15 protein-coding genes are annotated in these 15,361 nt (G+C 72.7%); 4 read left to right on the top strand and 11 right to left on the bottom strand.

Annotated features, from left to right (window positions below; genetic code table 11):
• Positions 1 to 201: 201 nt before the first annotated feature.
• The 9 genes from hypE to G6R25_RS13130 all read right to left on the bottom strand — a co-directional run bounded on the left by hypE (position 202) and on the right by G6R25_RS13130 (position 10,880).
• Entirely contained in the window at positions 202 to 1,281 is a 1,080-nt protein-coding gene (gene hypE, locus G6R25_RS13170; protein ID WP_163553205.1) for a hydrogenase expression/formation protein HypE, read from the bottom strand.
• A 14-nt stretch (positions 1,282 to 1,295) separates the two neighbouring features.
• Positions 1,296 to 2,441 (bottom strand): hydrogenase formation protein HypD, encoded by a 1,146-nt coding sequence (gene hypD / locus G6R25_RS13165; RefSeq protein WP_163553202.1) that lies wholly within the window; start codon positions 2,439 to 2,441, stop codon positions 1,296 to 1,298.
• Positions 2,438 to 2,704, bottom strand: coding sequence for a HypC/HybG/HupF family hydrogenase formation chaperone (locus tag G6R25_RS13160; protein WP_136448528.1), 267 nt, complete (start codon positions 2,702 to 2,704; stop codon positions 2,438 to 2,440). Before G6R25_RS13160 ends, hypD begins: the two co-directional genes overlap by 4 nt.
• 4 nt (positions 2,705 to 2,708) lie before the next feature.
• Positions 2,709 to 5,168: a carbamoyltransferase HypF gene (gene hypF, locus G6R25_RS13155; RefSeq protein ID WP_163553201.1), complete on the bottom strand. Its 2,460-nt coding sequence runs from the start codon at positions 5,166 to 5,168 to the stop codon at positions 2,709 to 2,711.
• A complete protein-coding gene (locus G6R25_RS13150) occupies positions 5,165 to 6,412 on the bottom strand; it encodes an NHL repeat-containing protein (protein WP_235948275.1) in 1,248 nt (415 codons plus the stop codon). The genes hypF and G6R25_RS13150 overlap by 4 nt, the downstream gene beginning before the upstream one ends.
• On the bottom strand, positions 6,409 to 7,662 hold the full coding sequence (locus G6R25_RS13145) for a tetratricopeptide repeat protein (protein ID WP_163553200.1): 1,254 nt from the start codon (positions 7,660 to 7,662) through the stop codon (positions 6,409 to 6,411). The genes G6R25_RS13150 and G6R25_RS13145 overlap by 4 nt, the downstream gene beginning before the upstream one ends.
• Positions 7,655 to 8,227 (bottom strand): hydrogenase maturation protease, encoded by a 573-nt coding sequence (locus G6R25_RS13140; RefSeq protein ID WP_235948272.1) that lies wholly within the window; start codon positions 8,225 to 8,227, stop codon positions 7,655 to 7,657. The genes G6R25_RS13145 and G6R25_RS13140 overlap by 8 nt, the downstream gene beginning before the upstream one ends.
• Positions 8,224 to 9,831: a nickel-dependent hydrogenase large subunit gene (locus G6R25_RS13135; RefSeq protein ID WP_163553199.1), complete on the bottom strand. Its 1,608-nt coding sequence runs from the start codon at positions 9,829 to 9,831 to the stop codon at positions 8,224 to 8,226. The genes G6R25_RS13140 and G6R25_RS13135 overlap by 4 nt, the downstream gene beginning before the upstream one ends.
• A gap of 77 nt (positions 9,832 to 9,908) precedes the next feature.
• A complete protein-coding gene (locus G6R25_RS13130; protein ID WP_136447541.1) occupies positions 9,909 to 10,880 on the bottom strand; it encodes an NADH-quinone oxidoreductase subunit B family protein in 972 nt (323 codons plus the stop codon).
• A 266-nt stretch (positions 10,881 to 11,146) separates the two neighbouring features.
• Between G6R25_RS13130 and G6R25_RS13125 the strand changes: the two genes are divergently transcribed.
• Together G6R25_RS13125 and hypB are read left to right on the top strand one after the other, a co-directional pair.
• Entirely contained in the window at positions 11,147 to 11,509 is a 363-nt protein-coding gene (locus G6R25_RS13125) for a hydrogenase maturation nickel metallochaperone HypA (protein ID WP_136447540.1), read from the top strand.
• 6 nt (positions 11,510 to 11,515) lie between these two features.
• Positions 11,516 to 12,352, top strand: coding sequence for a hydrogenase nickel incorporation protein HypB (gene hypB / locus G6R25_RS13120; protein ID WP_163553198.1), 837 nt, complete (start codon positions 11,516 to 11,518; stop codon positions 12,350 to 12,352).
• A gap of 530 nt (positions 12,353 to 12,882) precedes the next feature.
• Here the strand turns inward: hypB and G6R25_RS13115 are convergent.
• Positions 12,883 to 13,137: a hypothetical protein gene (locus tag G6R25_RS13115; RefSeq protein ID WP_163553197.1), complete on the bottom strand. Its 255-nt coding sequence runs from the start codon at positions 13,135 to 13,137 to the stop codon at positions 12,883 to 12,885.
• A 786-nt stretch (positions 13,138 to 13,923) separates the two neighbouring features.
• On the opposite strand from G6R25_RS13115, the gene G6R25_RS13110 reads away from it, so the two are divergent.
• Together G6R25_RS13110 and G6R25_RS13105 are read left to right on the top strand one after the other, a co-directional pair.
• Positions 13,924 to 14,121, top strand: a complete 198-nt coding sequence (locus G6R25_RS13110; RefSeq protein ID WP_163553196.1) for a ribbon-helix-helix protein, CopG family — start codon at positions 13,924 to 13,926, stop codon at positions 14,119 to 14,121.
• Positions 14,118 to 14,495: a type II toxin-antitoxin system death-on-curing family toxin gene (locus G6R25_RS13105; protein WP_163553195.1), complete on the top strand. Its 378-nt coding sequence runs from the start codon at positions 14,118 to 14,120 to the stop codon at positions 14,493 to 14,495. The genes G6R25_RS13110 and G6R25_RS13105 overlap by 4 nt, the downstream gene beginning before the upstream one ends.
• Positions 14,496 to 14,531: 36 nt before the next feature.
• Here the strand turns inward: G6R25_RS13105 and G6R25_RS13100 are convergent, their stop codons facing one another.
• Positions 14,532 to 15,158 (bottom strand): DUF4232 domain-containing protein, encoded by a 627-nt coding sequence (locus G6R25_RS13100; protein ID WP_235948278.1) that lies wholly within the window; start codon positions 15,156 to 15,158, stop codon positions 14,532 to 14,534.
• Positions 15,159 to 15,361 lie beyond the last annotated feature (203 nt).

Raw genomic sequence — 15,361 nt, 5'->3', positions numbered from 1 at the left:
CGCGACCCGCGACCCGCGACCCGCGACCCGCGACCCGCGACCCGCGACCCGCGACCCCCGACCCCCGACGCCGCGGCGAGTGCGTCGACCAGTCCGGCGGCGGTGAGCTGGGGCGAGGCCGCAGGACCAGGCGGACGCTCCGTGGAACACGTCGCCGGCGCCCTGCCTGTCCAGCGCGGCCGGTCGCGCTCGATCGACGCATCAGCAGATGCGGGGGAGTTGTTCGCCGAGCGGCCGGTCGACGATGCGGTTCCCGCCGAACGCCGTGCGGGCGACGACGACTCCCGGATGTTTCGCGGTGACGGAGCCGATCACGACGGCGTCGCGGCCCGCCGGGTGTGCGCGCATCGCGGCGAGCACCGCGTCGGCGTCGGCCGCGGCGACGAACGCGACGAGTCGGCCCTCGCAGGCCACATGCAGCGGGTCGAGGCCGAGGAAGCCGCAGGCCGCCTCGACCACGGGCGGTACCGGCACGGCGGACTCGGTGAACTCGATGCCGGCCCCGGCCGCGGCGGCGACCTCGCACAGCGCGGTCGCCAGCCCCCCGCGGGTCGGGTCGCGCAGCGCGTGCACCCCGGGGACGGCCGCGGCCAGCATGGCGGCGACCAGCCCGTGCAGCGCCGCGGTGTCGGAGTGGACGTCCCCGCCGAACTCCAGCCCCTCGCGCACGCTGAGCACCGCGATCCCGTGCTCGCCGATCGGTCCGGAGACGATGATCCGGTCCCCGGGCGCCGCCCGGTCGGGCCGGACGTCCACCCCGGGCGGGACGAGTCCGATGCCGCTGGTGTTGACGTACAGGCCGTCGGCCAGGCCGCGCTCGACGACCTTGGTGTCGCCGGTGGCCAGCCGCACCCCGGCCGCGGCGGCGGCGCGGCCCATCGCCTGCGCCACCCGGCCGAGGACGTCGAGCTCCAGCCCCTCTTCCAGGATGAACCCGGCCGACAGCGCCAGCGGGACCGCGCCGCGGCAGGCGAGGTCGTTGACGGTGCCGTGGACGGCGAGTTCGCCGATCGAACCGCCGGGGAAGAACAGCGGCCGCACGACGTAGGAGTCCGTCGTGAACGCCAGCCTGATCCCGCCGACGGCAAGGACCGCCGCGTCTGCCAGTGCCGCGTCTGCCAGTGCTGAGGTCGGATCGTGCCGCGTCATCGAGCCGCCGGCGGCGAACGCGGGCAGGAACAGATGTTCGATCAGCTCGCTGGTGAGTACGCCGCCGCCGCCGTGGCCCAGCACGATTCGCTGATAGTCGCGCAGCGGGGCTGGGCAGGCCCACCCGGTCATGTCTGCCATGTCCGTCACGTCTGCAGCCCGGCAGCCGGCCCGGGGAGCCCCAGGGTCGCAGCGGCGCCGGCCGGGGCGAGACGCCGGTACTGGAAGTAGGCGGCGCAGGCCCCCTCCGCCGAGACCATCGTCGCCCCCAGCGGGCGGCGCGGTGTGCAGGACGTGCCGAACGCCGCGCAGTCCGGCGGCCGGATCAGCCCCTGCAGCACCGCGCCGCTGCGGCACGCCGCCGGTTCGGCGACGGTGAGCCCGCCGACGTCGAAGCGGATCTCCGCGTCGAAGTCGCGCCACGCGTCCGCGAGCCGCCAGCCGGAGTCCGGGATCGTCTCGATGCCCCGCCAGGCCCGATCGCACACCGTGAACACCTCTGCCAGGATCTTCCGGGCCGCCGGGTTGCCCTCGGGCTGCACCGCCCGTTCGTAGGCGTTGGCGAGCTCGGCCCGGCCGGCCTCGAGCTGCTCGACGGCGTGACGTACCCCGTCGAGCAGGTCCAACGGTTCGAATCCGGTGACGACGATCGGCATCCGGTGCTCGGCGACCAGCGGCTCGTACTGGTCGATGCCCATCACCGTGCACACGTGGCCGGCGGCGAGGAATGCCTCCACCCGGTTGCCCGGGGCGGTGGCGACCGCGCTCATCGCCGGCGGGACCAGCACGTGGCTGACGAGCATCGAGAAGTTCGCCAGTCGGCGGCGCCGCGCCGTTACCGCCGCCAGCGCGTTGGCCGGCGCGGTTGTCTCGAAGCCGACCGCGAAGAACACGACCTGCCGGTCGGGGTGCGCCTCGGCGAGGTGGACGGCGTCCAGCGGCGAGTAGACCACCCGGACGTCCCCGCCGCGGGCCTTCACCGTGAACAGGTCCGTGCCGCTGCCCGGCACCCGCAGCATGTCGCCGAACGAGCAGAAGATCACCTCCGGGCGGGCGGCGATCGCCAGCGCCCGGTCGATCATCTCCAGCGGCGTCACGCAGACCGGGCAGCCGGGCCCGTGGATGAACTCGACCTGGTCGGCGAGGAGCTGGTCGAGGCCGTGCCGGATGATCGCGTGCGTCTGCCCGCCGCAGACCTCCATCAGCGTCCAGCGCCGGCTCGCGGTGGCGGCGATCGCGTCGAGCAGCCACCGGGCCAGCTCCGGGTCGCGGAACTCCGTCAGGTACTTCAACGCCCCACCTCGGCTTCGGGTGCGCCGAGCTCCGCATCGAGCAGCCCGAGTTCGCGGAACATCGCCAGCGTCTGCCGCGCCGCGTCCTCGTCCACTCTTGTCAACGCGAAACCGGCATGGATGATCGTGTACTGCCCGACGGTCGCGTCGGGCAGGTAGGCCAGGCACACGGACCTGATGACGCCGCCGAAGTCGACGAGCGCCATCCGGGTGCCGCGGTCATCCCAGATCTCGGTGATCCGGCCGGGTATCCCCAGGCACATCGCGTCAAGCTCCCTTCCCGCCGGACACCGGCGCCGGATCCAGGCCGCCGGCCAGCGCCGCGACGGCCGTCTGGCCGAGGGCCAGCCCACCGTCGCCCGGCGGCACCACCTGATGAACGAGGACGTCGAAACCGGCGTCGGCCAGGCGGGCCCGGCAGGCCCGCAGCAGCACGACGTTGGCGAAGACCCCGCCGGTCAGCCCGACCAGGCCGACGCCGTGGCGCCGCCGGGCGACCTCGGCGATGCGGGTCACCGCAGCCGCGACGGCGAGGTGGAACGCACCGGCCAGTGCGGATACCGCCACGCCCGCCCGCAGGCCGTCGACGAGGCCCGCCAGCACCGGCGCCGGCGCCAGGACGCCGTCCGCCAGCCCGAAGGCAAGCGGCCACTCACCCGCGCCGACCGAGAGCGGCGCGGCGGCGAGGGCCTCCAGCTCGACGGCGGCCTGCGCGGCGTAGGTGGTCCGCTGGCGCACCCCGAGCAGCGCCGCCACCGCGTCGAACAGCCGGCCCATGCTGCTGCTGGGCACGCAGGCGACGCCCCGGTCCAGGGCGGTGCGCACGGTCGCGCGCTCCGCGGCGGAGCAGGCCCGCACCGGGGCCAGGTCCGCGGACCAGGGCAGGCCCGCCGCCGCCAGGTGGGCCAGGGCCACCCGGCACGGGTTGCGCACCGCGGCGTCGCCGCCGGGCAGCAGGACCGGGCGCAGGTGGGCGATGCGCTCGGCGCGGGTGACGTCGGAGCCGACGAGGAGCACCTCGCCGCCCCAGATCGTGCCGTCGCCGCCGTAGCCGGTGCCGTCGAAGGCGACGCCGACGGCGGGTTCGCCCAGCCGGCCGTGCTCGGCGAGCAGCGCCGCCACGTGCGCGTGGTGATGCTGCACCAGCCGCAGGGGGCGGTCGGCGCCGGCGGTCCGCTGCGCCCAGGCTCGGGTGGTGTACCCGGGATGGGGGTCGGCGGCGAAGACTGCGGGTTCGACGCCGTAGAGGCGCGCCAGCCGTGCGCCGGACCGCTCGAACGCCTCGATCGCCGCGAGGCTGCCCAGGTCGCCGAGATGCTGGGACAGGATGGCTCGCCGCCCGGCGGTCAGGCAGACCGTGTTCTTCAGCTCGCCGCCGGCGGCGAGCACCGGCCCGACCGGGCGGGGGAGATCCACCGTCAGCGGGACGTAGCCGCGAGACCGGCGCAACGGCACGACCTGCTCGTCGTCGCAGCGCACCACCGAGTCGTCGCACGGCGCCAGGATCGGCCGGTCGTGGGTGAGGAAGGCGTCGGCGAGCCCGTCGAGGCGGGTGCGCGCCTCGACGTCGTCGAAGCAGATCGGCTCACCCGAGCGGTTGGCGCTGGTCATCACCAGCAGCCGCGGCGGCGGATTGCCGCCCGGGACCGGCGCGAACAGCAGATGGTGGATCGGCGTGTACGGCAGTAGCAACCCGATTAGCGGGCTGCCCGGCGCGACCAGGTCCGACAGCGGTGCCCCCGGAGTGCGGCCGGTGACCACGATCGGCCCGGCCGGCGCGGCCAGCAGCGCCGCCACCGCCGGCGAGACGTCCCCGACTCCGGCCGCGGTCGCCAGGTCGCGGGCCATCACCGCGAACGGCTGGTCGGGTCGACCCTTGCGGTCGCGCAGCCGGGCCAGGGCGTCGTCGTCCTCGGCGTGGCAGGCGAGGTGGTAGCCGCCGACGCCCTTGACCGCCACGGCCGCGCCGGCCGCCAGCGCCCGCTGGGCCGCTGCGAGCGCCGCATCGGTGCCGGTCACCGCCGGTACGCCTGGTCCGCCTGCCGGGCCGAACCACAGCCGGGGGCCGCAGGCCGGGCAGGCGATGGGCTCGGCGTGGAAGCGGCGGTCGGCGGGGTCGGTGTACTCGGCCGTGCAGCGCGCGCACATCGGGAAACGCGCCATCGTCGTCGCCGCCCGGTCGTACGGCATCGCTTCGATGATCGTGAACCGGGGACCGCAGTTCGTGCACGTGATGAACGGATGGCGGTAGCGCCGGTCCGCCGGGTCGAACAGCTCCCGCAGGCAGTCCGCGCACACTGCCGCGTCCGGGGGCACCAGGGTGCGGGCACCGGCCGCGGCCCTGCTCGCCACGATCCGGAACCCGGCCCCGCCCGGGTGGAGGGCGCCGTCAGGTTGACCGGTGTCGCTTCTTCGGACGGTGTCGCCTGGGCGGAGGGGGCCGGGAACGTCGGTCACCGTGATCCGGTCGACGCGGGCGAGGGGCGGCGCGGACGGCGCCAGCAGGCGCAGGAACTCGGCTACGTCGGCGGCGTCGCCGTCGACCTCCGCGAAGACCGAGGCCGAGTCGTTGCCGACGAAGCCGGTGAGCCCGAGGCCGCTTGCCAGCCGGTAGATGTGGGGCCGGAACCCGACCCCCTGCACGACGCCCTCGACCACGATCCGCCGCCGCACCCGCCCGCCCGGCGGGCAGGTCACGGCCCGTTCGTCGGCGCGTGTCGCGGTCATGGCCGCCGCTCCCAGATCATGACCCGGTTGTTGCCGGAGTCCGCGACGGCGAGCCGGCCGGCGTGCAGCGACAGGCCGTACGGCCAGCAGAACGTGTCGGCGGTGACGCCCGACCAGCGGTTCTCCCCGGTGTCGGCGAACGTCGGCTGGCCGAGGACCGCGGTGGCCGGGGCGCCGGTGCCCCGCGGCAGGCCGCCGCCGGCGCCGTCCCAGAGCAGGATCCGGTTGTCGGCGGTGTCTGCGACGGCCAGCAGGTCACCGTCGCAGTCGGCCGCGTACGGAAATCGCAGCGTGTCGGCCCGGCCGGGGGCGTAGGGGGATTCGCCGCAGCCGGTCAGGTCGGCCTGGCCGAGGGCCAGGTCCGCGGCGGTGTCGGCGTCGGGCTGGGAGGCCCAGCCGAGCAGCCGGTGGTTGCCGGCGTCGGCGACGAGCAGCCGCCCGGCGTCCCCGGTGACGTCGTGCGGCCAACGGAAGGTGTCAGGTCCGGCCGGGCCCCCGCGGTTGTCCTCCCGGCTGGTCGGATCGGGCTGGCCCAGGATCAGGTCGGGCGCCCGATCGGGGGAGGACGGCAGGCCGCCCGACCAGCCGAGCACCCGCCGGTTGCCGGTGTCGGCGACGTAGAAGCGTCCGTCGATCACGGCCACGCCGAACGGCCAGTAGAAGGTGGTCGGCCCGCACCGCCCGCCGCGGTTCTCCCGCACACTCGCCGCGTCCGGCTGGCCGAGCACCAGGTCGGGAGGGGTATCGGTGGCCGTCGGGACGGTGTCCCAGACGAGGATCCGGTGGTGCCAGGCATCGGCGATGACGAGGCGACCGTCGGTGACGACGATCCCGGTCGGCAGGTGCATCCCCCGTTCGGGCCCCCGTCCGCCCGCCGCCGGGCCCTCGCTGTTCGCATCGGCCTGGCCGAGGACAACGTCGGCGGGGGCGCCGTCGCCGGCCGGTCGACCGTGCCAGATCAGCACCCGGTGGTTGCCCGAGTCGGCCACCATGAGCAGGTCGTCGTCGAGCCACACCCCGCGCGGCGCGTACAGCCAGGACGGCGACGGCCGCGCCGCGGGCAGCGCCAGCCCCCCCGGCGCCGGCGCCCCCAGCCACACCGACGGCTCCCACCTCGCCGCGCCGCCGTTGGCCGCCGTGCCGCTATCGGCCGTCGCCGTGTCGCTGGCTGCTGACGTGGCGTCCGTGGTGGTGGTGGGCGTCCCGGTGCCGGTGGCGGTGGCCGTTGACCGGGGGGGCCTCACGCGGGTCCGGGTGCGCCGCGCCAGCGGGCGATCTCGTCGAGCACGCCGCGTACCGCCAGCACCGCGTCGTCCGCCTCGAACTCCTCGAAGATCGACCGTGCCTCGTGCAGCACCGCCGTCGCCTGGTCGTAGGCGCCCAGATGGGCCAGGGCGTTGCCCTGGTTGGCCAGCGCGCGGGCGTGCCCGAGCGGATCGGTGTCCCGGTCGCGGGCGGCGATGACCTGCTGGTAGCGGGCCGCGGCCTCGATCAGGTTGTCCTTCTGGTGCGCCGACGGCGCGTAGACCAGTGCGTTGGCCAGGTTGAGCTGGGTGCTGGCCCACTGCTTGGGATGGGTCTCGGGGGTGTACACGGCGAGCGCCGTGCGCAGTCCCTGGATCGCGACGCCGACCCGCAGCTGGTCGGACGCCTGGCTCATCGGCATGGCCAGGTAAGCGGTGGCGAGGTTGACCTGCACCGCGGCGAACAGCTCCGGCGCGCTGTCCACGCTGATCAGTCGCAGCGCGGCCAGGTAGTGCTCCACCGCGGTGTGCAGGGCCGCCGGGTTGCCGCCGGCCCGTTCCTGATGGGCCGAGCCGAGGATCAGGCGCAGCTCGGCGCGGGCGATCACGAGTTCGGTGGCGTCCAGGGCGGCGAGCGCCGTGGTCAGGTCGGCAAGAACGTCGTCGGTCGGCCCCTCGACGCTGCGACGCAGGTCCGCCGTGGTGGACAGCAGCTGCGCGGCTAGGACCGGGGACGTATCCCACGCCGCGGCGACGGCCAGGCCCAGCGCCGCCGCCTGGCCGGTGCGTCCGGCGGCCATGGCGTGGGCGGCGTGCGCCGAGTGCACCAGCGCCGCGATCTCGCCGGTCTCTGCGGCCAGCGGCGGCGGCTCGGCCAGATCGCCGAGTGCGAAGCGGACCACGTCGACGAGGATCCCGAGCTCGGCGCCGAGGGCCTGGCGAAGCTGCGCCGGGTCCTCCAGCGGGGGGCCTCCCGGGCGCAGGACGAACCGGTTGTACCGGTCGATCGGGTCGTCGCCGTCGATCTGGGTCGCGGCGCCGACGATGTCCCCGCGGTAGGCCAGCTCCAACGCGAGCAGCCGCGCCGGCCAGGCGTCCGGCTGGCGGCCGGCGGCGAGCGTGCGGCGCAACTCGGCCGTGTCGTCGCCGCCCGGCACCAGCAGGAAGCCGGCGGGCAGCGGGAACACCCCGACCGGCTGCGGCCGGGCGTGGCGCGTGGCGATGTCGGTCGCCGCGTCGCGGTCAGCCATCTGCGTCTTCCTCGCTGTGCTTGTCGGGTACCGGGGTTCCCGCGGCGAGATCGGCGAGGATCATTGCCTGCAGGCGTTCCATCGCGGCGCGGACGGCCGTAGTGAGATCGGCACCGGGTTCCAGGCCGTCGGCCTCGACGAGGTAGACGGCGATGTCCGTCGGGTAGTCGTCGCCGAGCAGCCAGCGGCCGAAGGCGAGGGCCTGGTCCCAGCGCACGGCGTGCGGATGCGGCAGGTGCAGGGGGAGATCCGCGAGCTCCGCGCCCGGTACCCGGTAGACGGTGCCCGGCGTGGCGCCGGTGCGGGCGGCGTCGACGATCATGACCCGGCGCGCGCCGCGCATCGCGAATGCCGTGTCCAGCCCGGCGGTGCCGCCGTCGACCAGGCGCACCCCGGCGGGTACGCCCGCCTCGGCGAGGCGGCGGATCAGTATCGGCCCCACCCCGTCGTCGCCGCGCAGCAGGTTCCCGCAGCCGATCACCACCGTGTCGCAGCGCGGCGGTTCGAAGCCGGGCGGGTCGACCTGCACCCGGGGGCTGGCGGGCACCGGCCGCCCGGCGTTCACAGGTCCCCGTTGATGATGAACCTGCTCAGCTCCTTGCCGGTCCGCCCGTCGTAGGCGTGGACGGTGCAGACCAGGCAGGAGTCGAAGCTGCGGGCCACGTGGCCGAGCTCGACCGGGTCGGCCGGGTCGGCGACGGGGGTGCCGACGAGCGCGGCCTCGATCGGACCGGGCGTGCCGTCACCGTCGCGGGGGCCGATGTTCCAGGCCGTCGGAGTGACCACCTGGTAGTTGGCGATCTTGCCCTTCTCCAGGACGATCCAGTCGGACAGCGAGCCGCGGGCCGCCTCCGTCGAGCCGAAGCCGCGCCCGTCGGCGCGCTGCACCAGCGTGGCATGGAACGGCTCGTGCAGGTCGATCTGGTCCAGCCAGCCGCGAACCCACCGGTAGTACTTCGCCGCCTCGTGCATCCGGGCGAGCAGGCGCACCATCACCGAGGGGCCGATCGCGTCGAGGATGTTCCCGAACAGCGGGTCGTCGTCCTGGTGGGCGGCCGCACCCGGGGCGGCGGCGGCGACCCGGCGGGCCAGCGGCCCGGCCTCCAGCGGGACGTACCCGAGGTTCGGCACGTCGTAGCGGGGGGACTTCGCCCAGCTGTACTTGCCCTGCTCGCGGCCGCGGACCGGGTCGATCGGGTTGGTCTCCCCGTCGAACGGGTGGCGCGCCGACGTGCCCGCGTAGAACGAGTGGGTGACGTCCTCGCGCACCCTGGCCTGGTCGAACGCGGTGTACGTGCCGCCCGCGTACACCCCGGAGCGGCCGATGAGCGCCGCGTTGCGGCCCTCGATCGTCGGCCGCGCGTACAGGTCCGGCTGAAAGTACGTCCCGGTCGCCAGGTAGTTGCCGATGCCCTGGCCGTAGCCGTCGAGGCCGATGTCGAGGCAGTAGCGCAGGAAGAAGCCGCAGTCGCTGTCGTGCTGGGCCTCGTTCTCGTACACCCAGGCGAGTACGTCAGCCCAGCTGCGGTTGGCCAGCCAGCGGTCCACCGAGCAGCCCAGCCACTGCTTCTCGAGCCACTCGGTCTTCCAGTGCTCCAGGATCGCGATGGAGCGGGTCACGTCCGCGAGCGTCGGGGCGCACATCACCCCGCCCGGCACCATGAAGCTGGAATGCGGCCACTGCCCGCCGAAGATGGCGTACACCTCGATCGGCTTGGCGGACAGCACCACTCCCGGGCCGTAGCTGGACCCGGTGAACGGGGTGAACCGGCGCACCGCCTCCGGGTAGAGCTGCGAGGAGGCGTACCTGGGGTTGGTCAGGTCGATGGCGAACAGCGCGTAGAAGCACCGCGGGATGCTCTGCAGGGTCTCGCACGCCTGCGCGATGTTGCGGATCAGCGTCGCGTTCGGCGGCAGCTCGGTCTGCCACGCCACGTCGAGTGCGTACGCAGCCTTGTACAGGTGGCTGCCGCCGCAGATCCCGCAGATCCGCGGGGTCACGATGAGGCCGGCCTGCGGATCCTTGCCCCGCAGGATGATCTCGAAGCCGCGGAACATCGCCGCCTCGGTCCAGGCCGAGGCCACCACCCCGTCGTCGATCGTGACCCGGACGTCGAGGTCACCCTCGACGCGCCCCATCGGGCTGACGTTGAGATCGACGGTCGTCATCGGAAGACTCTTCTTTCCTCGTGCGTTCTGCGTTCCTCGCGGGGCCCCGGGCGGGACGCGCGTGCCCTGCCGGCGGGTCAGACGACGAACATGTCCTTCTTCGACCACCCCGGGGCGGCCACCCGGGCGGCCGCGGCCTGGGCCAGGTAGGTCAGGTGGCCGCTGCCCTCGGGGACCTCGCGCGGGATGACCCCGGCGACCTTCTGGGTCTGGAAGACCGTGCCGGGGGCGAGGTCGAAGAACGGAAACTCCGGTTCGGTGCAGCCGATGCACGGCATCCCGGCCCGGGTCTTCGACGACTGCCGGTTCCACAGAATCCGGTTGCACGGCGAGTGCGTCATCGGCCCGCGGCAGCCGAACTCGTAGAACAGGCAGCCCTGGCGGGTGCCCTCGCCGAAGGCCAGCGTCGACTGCTTGTACTCGAAGTACCCGTTACGGGTGCAGCCCGTGTGCGTGAACGAGGTGAAGAACGTCTGCGGCCGGTGCAGCTCGTCGAGCGCGATGTCGGCGGCGCGGCCGGTGGCCAGCGCCACCAGGATCTGGGTGATCCAGTCCGGATGGGCGGGGCAGCCCGGCACGTTGATGACGGGCAGTCCCGCCCGCGAGCGGAAGTCCGAGCCGAGGAACCCGCCCGGGGTGCGCTTGTGGAACTGCAGCCCGGTGGAGTCGGTCGGGTTCGGCGCCATCGCGGGCACCCCACCCCAGCTCGCGCAGTCCCCGATCGCCACGACCACCTGCGCCTGGCCGGCCAGGTCGCGCACCCAGTCCTGCATCGGCCGGTCGGCGAACACGTCGTAGCGGCCGCTGCCGTCCGGGCCGCGCATCACCGAGCCCTCGAAGACGAAGATGTCGACCGGCCGCTCGCCCCGCGCGCAGTCCCAGAACAACGTCCGCGCCTGCCCGCCGGTGACCAGGCCCAGCGAGGGGTGCCAGAGCAGGTCCAGACCGAAATCGGTGATCAGGTCGATGACGGTGGGTTCCTCGGCGTTCAGGAACGACATCGTGTTGCCGCTGCACGCCCCGCCCTGAAACCAGAGCACGGATGACATCGGTGGTCCCTTCGTCAGATGGCCGGCAACCGGTGGGGCAGCGCGGCGCGTCCGGTCGCCGCGCGCCTTGCGTCGCATGGCTCAGGCCGCACGAGGACTGCCGGCACAGCGACGCTACGTGCCCGGGAAGGGGACGCCGATGCGTCGTGTGCGGAGGCTGCCACCAACGCGTGATGGCGTTTGCCGCTGCGTGCGCGGGCGGGCCACAGTGAGCCCGTCGTGCGCGCCGAGCCGGGCGATCGAGGGACGGCGGGGAGGCCTGGGCGATGCATGAGCTGTCGATCTGCCGATCCGTCGCGGACATCGTCACCCGGCACGCGGCCGGCCGGCGGGTGACCCGGGTGCAGCTACGGGTGGGGGCCCTGCGGCAGGTGGTGCCGGACACCCTGATCTACTGCTGGGAGCTGGCGCACGCCGACCGGCCCGAGGCCGGGGTGCTGGCCGGGTCGGAACTGGCGGTCGAGTCCGTCCCGGCCGCAGTGCGCTGCCGAGCGTGCGGCGCGCACAACGAGCTCGCCGTGCCGGTCCTGCGTTGCGCCGCGTGCGGCGCCGCCGACGTCGACCTGGTCAGCGGCGAGGAATTCCTCGTCACCTCCTTCGAGGTGGCGACCGACGCGGCGGAGGCGTGACGAAGCATGGGTCGATTCCACCCGCACCCGGACAGTCATCTGCACGCGGACAGCCATGCGCACGTGGACAGCCATGCGCACCGGCCCGGCAATCCGTACGAAGACGGTCGTGGGCGCCCCGGTTCGGTGGGGGACCATTCCGGCTACAGCACCGGCGCGGAGCGGGTCGAGGTGCTGGAGCGGATTCTCGGGGAGAACGAGCGGGTCGCGCGGGCCAACCGGACGGCGTTCGACGCGGCCGGCGTCACCGTGGTGAACCTGATGTCCGCGCCCGGCGCAGGGAAGACGACCCTGCTCGCCGAGACGCTGCGTCGCCTCGCGCCGCACCGGCGGATCGGGATCATCGAGGGGGACATCGAAACCAGCCTGGACGCCGACCGCCTCGAGGGGTTCGGCGCCGCGATCGTCCTGGTCAACACCGGAAACGGCTTCGGCGGGGAGTGCCATCTGGATGCGCCGATGGTTGCCTCGGCGCTGCCGCGGCTGCCACTGGGCGAGCTCGACCTCGTCATCATCGAGAACGTCGGCAACCTGGTGTGCCCCGCCGAGTTCGCCGTGGGGGAGGACCTGCGCGCGATGGTGTTCGCCGTGACCGAGGGTGAGGAGAAACCCCTCAAATACCCGGCGATGTTCCGCTCCGCGGATCTTGTACTTGTCAACAAGACGGATCTGCTGCCCCATCTCGACTTCGACGCCGAGGCGTTCCGCCGCAACCTCGACGCCGTCCATCCGGGGGTGGACGTGCTGGCGGTCAGCGCCCGCACCGGCGAGGGAATCAACGCCTGGTGTGACTGGCTGGCGAACTCGTTCGGAGCACCTGGAGCGGCGCAGACCCAGCGTTGAGATGTGCCGGGATTATTTGATATTTCAGCGTCGGCGGGCATTCTGGTGGTCCGTCTGCGGTGGGACGGCGATCCGGAGAAGCTGGGGTAATGGATCGAGGTGGGCTCGGTGCGTCGCGTTCGGCGATTGCAACCGATCCGTTAGAAAGACAGCGATCGGGGATGGCGGAATGTGGAGAGGTCGAGACATGCGTCCATCCAGCGGCAATCGCAAGCATCCACGTAACGCGAGAAAGCGCCGGGCCCTGGCCGCCGTCGCGGTGGCCGCGGCCTTCGGCTTCCTTACCACGGGCGCCGGCTGCCCGCCGCCCGACCACCCCTGTCCGCCGTACCCGCCATCGACGGTCTGCTAAGCCCTGCCTGCGCGGGGAATCGTTCGAAACATTCCCCGCCGCGAGAGCCCTCTGCGTGCCGTGCTCATCGACACCTCGCTGGCCGCGCCGCCCCACCCGGGCGAGGTGCGGCCAGCGAGGTGCAGCGTGGCCACCTGACGGTGCTCGGCTACCTCACGACAACGGCCCCCGTCGAAACTCAGACATCGGGTATTTCGGTGTCCGCCGCTGTCGGGACGATCTCACCGTCGGCGACCGCCGCCGGCGCGCCGGTGAGCTCCGGCCTGCTGGGCGGGTTCGGCTTCGCCCCGGTCCAGGTGCCTCGGAGCACGGCGACGGCGTGGTCGTAGGCATCGTGGGTGGGCAGCAGGCGACGGATGTTCAGGGGCAGCAGATCCTCCCGGTTTGTTCGGCCGCAGCGAGGGCAGGTCTGCTGGTTGAGGGGGAGCAGCACGCCGCAGCCGCCCTCCTCCGCCCCGCAGCGGCGCCAGTCCCGGCCGACCTCGATGTGTCCGGTCGGCTACCAGCGGCGCGCCGTCGTGGCGGGCTCCATCATGGTGGGCGCGCCGGTCTCCACCAGGGCGAACGCCTCCGGGCGGAACCATCGTGCGCTCCTCCTCGCGGTCCATCGCGATGACAAGGCGCAGCGCCTCCCTATTCGTCCGGGTACTACCTATCTTGCGGTGGTTCCCTGGCCTCTCCGAGGGAATCGCCTGGCGCGGCTGTAGGCAAGCGGACGGCACCTTCGGGTGATGCGCCGAGATGCGCCCACCCTCGCGTTTCGGCTGCCTCGCCGGGACCGTGACGATCCTGCTGATCTGGGCGATATCCGTCCCAGCTTGGGTCGCAAGGCGCGCGCCGCCGCACAGGCCGCCGACGGTCTCCCCTTTGGGCTAACCCGACGCCGCAGGGGCAGCCGATCGCCACCCGGGGAGTTCGAACGCTCGCCTCACCGTGATCCTCGGCAATCAGCCGGGAATTGTCGACTCCCACTGGCGTGCCCGTTCCTGTGGTCGGCGCCGCCCCCGTGGTCGGCTTCCTGCGGTCGTTGCCGGTCTCCCGCGGGCCGGTGTCGCCCTCCCTCGGTCGTCACTGCGGACGCCGCACCAACCCCGCCGTGCGCATCGCTTGGCGGCGGTCCCGCAGGTGTCCGCCGTGGCCTCGACCAGGGCGCGATGATCTCACTCTCGGTCGCGACCTGCCTCGTGGTATCAATGCTGATACCTTGGCAGGCGTGGCCATGACGTTGCGGTTGACGGACGAGGAGACCGAAGCGCTTCGGCGCCGCGCCGAGCTGGAGCAGCGGTCGATGCAGGAGATCGCCCGGCAGGAGCTACGGGAGTACATCGAGACGCACAGCCGAGCGGAACTGCTCGACCGAGTCCTGGACGAGGAGCTTCCGCGATACGCCGAGGCGCTCCGCCGTCTCGGCGAATGATCTATCTGACGCTTCCCGAGCTACTGTATGTGGCCGAGCGGACTCTCGGCGAGGCGCCCCAGGTCCGGGATCATGGCCTGCTCGAATCGGCGCTGGCCAGGTCGCAGGCAACCGTCTTCGGTCGCGACGCCTATCCCGGTGTGGACGGCAAGGCCGCCGCGCTCCTGCACTCGCTCGCCCGCAACCATGCGCTCGTCGACGGCAACAAGCGTCTCGCCCTCGCCGAGCTCATCGCCTTCTACGGATTGAACGGATGTCGCCTGACATTAACCAATGACGAAGCCTACGATCTGGTCGTCGACGTGGCGTCGGGCGCACTCGACAACGTCGAGGAGATCGCCAAGATTCTCGCGGACAAAGTCCAGGGACGCTGACGCCTCCGGTCGGTCCGCGGAGAAGCCAGTTCGATGTCAGGATCCCGGCTCGAGTGCCGAGATGTATGTTCCGGGATGCGTGGCGGCATCCTGCCTGAGGACGGGTCCGAGTGTCCACGGGACTATCAACGAGGTCTGTTCGTCAGGCGGTATGAGAACGAGGGCAGTCGGGCTGAAGACAGAGTTTCCGGTGCCGTCGCTGGGATCGGTCGGCAGGTAGGTGAGCGTTGCGTGGGCCTGCGCGCCGGGCGCGAGGGTGATCGGCCTACGGGCGACGCCGAGGGAACGTACGAGGTCCCACCTGTCTCCGGTCGCCGACCGGAATTCCGCGCCGGGATATCCGTACAGTGTGCATTGAGCCGAGGATTGATTCCTGAACGTCACGTGAATCCCCTTCTGCGACGTGCCGGGGGTGGGCTTCTCGGGTATGGACGCGCGAAGGTCCGCCGTCGTGCACCGGCTGGCCGCCGCTGCCGTGGCTCTGGTGGACCGCCGGGCGGCCGACGCCGCGCCGGTCGGCTCGCCGGTCGACGTGGCGTCGGCCGAGGCAACGAGAGGTCTTGGCCCGGTGCCGGAGGAACTGGCAGAGCCGGCGGTGCTGCTACATGACGACAAAACGGCGACCAGGAGCAAGACAGGCCCTGCCGCCCACCGACGCCGCATCACATCTGACATCTGTCACCTTCTCCACGCTGTTCGTCTTTCGAGATCATGGCTGGCCGCGGCCGTGCCGTGTCCGATCGGCCGGCGTCCCGGTCGTACAATATGCGGCGCGTTTGGCTATACATGACGGTAAGCCGGACTGAGGACTGAGCCATTCCCGGCGTCGATTTGTGAGGTTGGGTAATTGTTGCGGGGTGTGAGTG

Source organism: Candidatus Frankia alpina, assembly GCF_902806485.1.
In the GTDB taxonomy this organism is placed as follows: domain Bacteria; phylum Actinomycetota; class Actinomycetes; order Frankiales; family Frankiaceae; genus Frankia; species Frankia alpina.
The sequence above is the reverse complement of the archived record's forward strand: the minus strand, read 5'-3'. Positions and strand labels throughout refer to the sequence as shown.

Coding starts and splice junctions, on each gene's coding strand:
- G6R25_RS13130 (WP_136447541.1), bottom strand. CDS start 10,880: ATGTCATCCGTGCTCTGGTTTCAGGGCGGGGCGTGCAGCGGCAACACG.
- G6R25_RS13160 (WP_136448528.1), bottom strand. CDS start 2,704: ATGTGCCTGGGGATACCCGGCCGGATCACCGAGATCTGGGATGACCGC.
- G6R25_RS13100 (WP_235948278.1), bottom strand. CDS start 15,158: ATGCGGCGTCGGTGGGCGGCAGGGCCTGTCTTGCTCCTGGTCGCCGTT.
- G6R25_RS13110 (WP_163553196.1), top strand. CDS start 13,924: ATGACGTTGCGGTTGACGGACGAGGAGACCGAAGCGCTTCGGCGCCGC.
- G6R25_RS13135 (WP_163553199.1), bottom strand. CDS start 9,831: ATGACGACCGTCGATCTCAACGTCAGCCCGATGGGGCGCGTCGAGGGT.
- G6R25_RS13145 (WP_163553200.1), bottom strand. CDS start 7,662: ATGGCTGACCGCGACGCGGCGACCGACATCGCCACGCGCCACGCCCGG.
- hypF (WP_163553201.1), bottom strand. CDS start 5,168: ATGACCGCGACACGCGCCGACGAACGGGCCGTGACCTGCCCGCCGGGC.
- G6R25_RS13105 (WP_163553195.1), top strand. CDS start 14,118: ATGATCTATCTGACGCTTCCCGAGCTACTGTATGTGGCCGAGCGGACT.
- hypE (WP_163553205.1), bottom strand. CDS start 1,281: ATGACCGGGTGGGCCTGCCCAGCCCCGCTGCGCGACTATCAGCGAATC.
- hypB (WP_163553198.1), top strand. CDS start 11,516: ATGGGTCGATTCCACCCGCACCCGGACAGTCATCTGCACGCGGACAGC.
- G6R25_RS13125 (WP_136447540.1), top strand. CDS start 11,147: ATGCATGAGCTGTCGATCTGCCGATCCGTCGCGGACATCGTCACCCGG.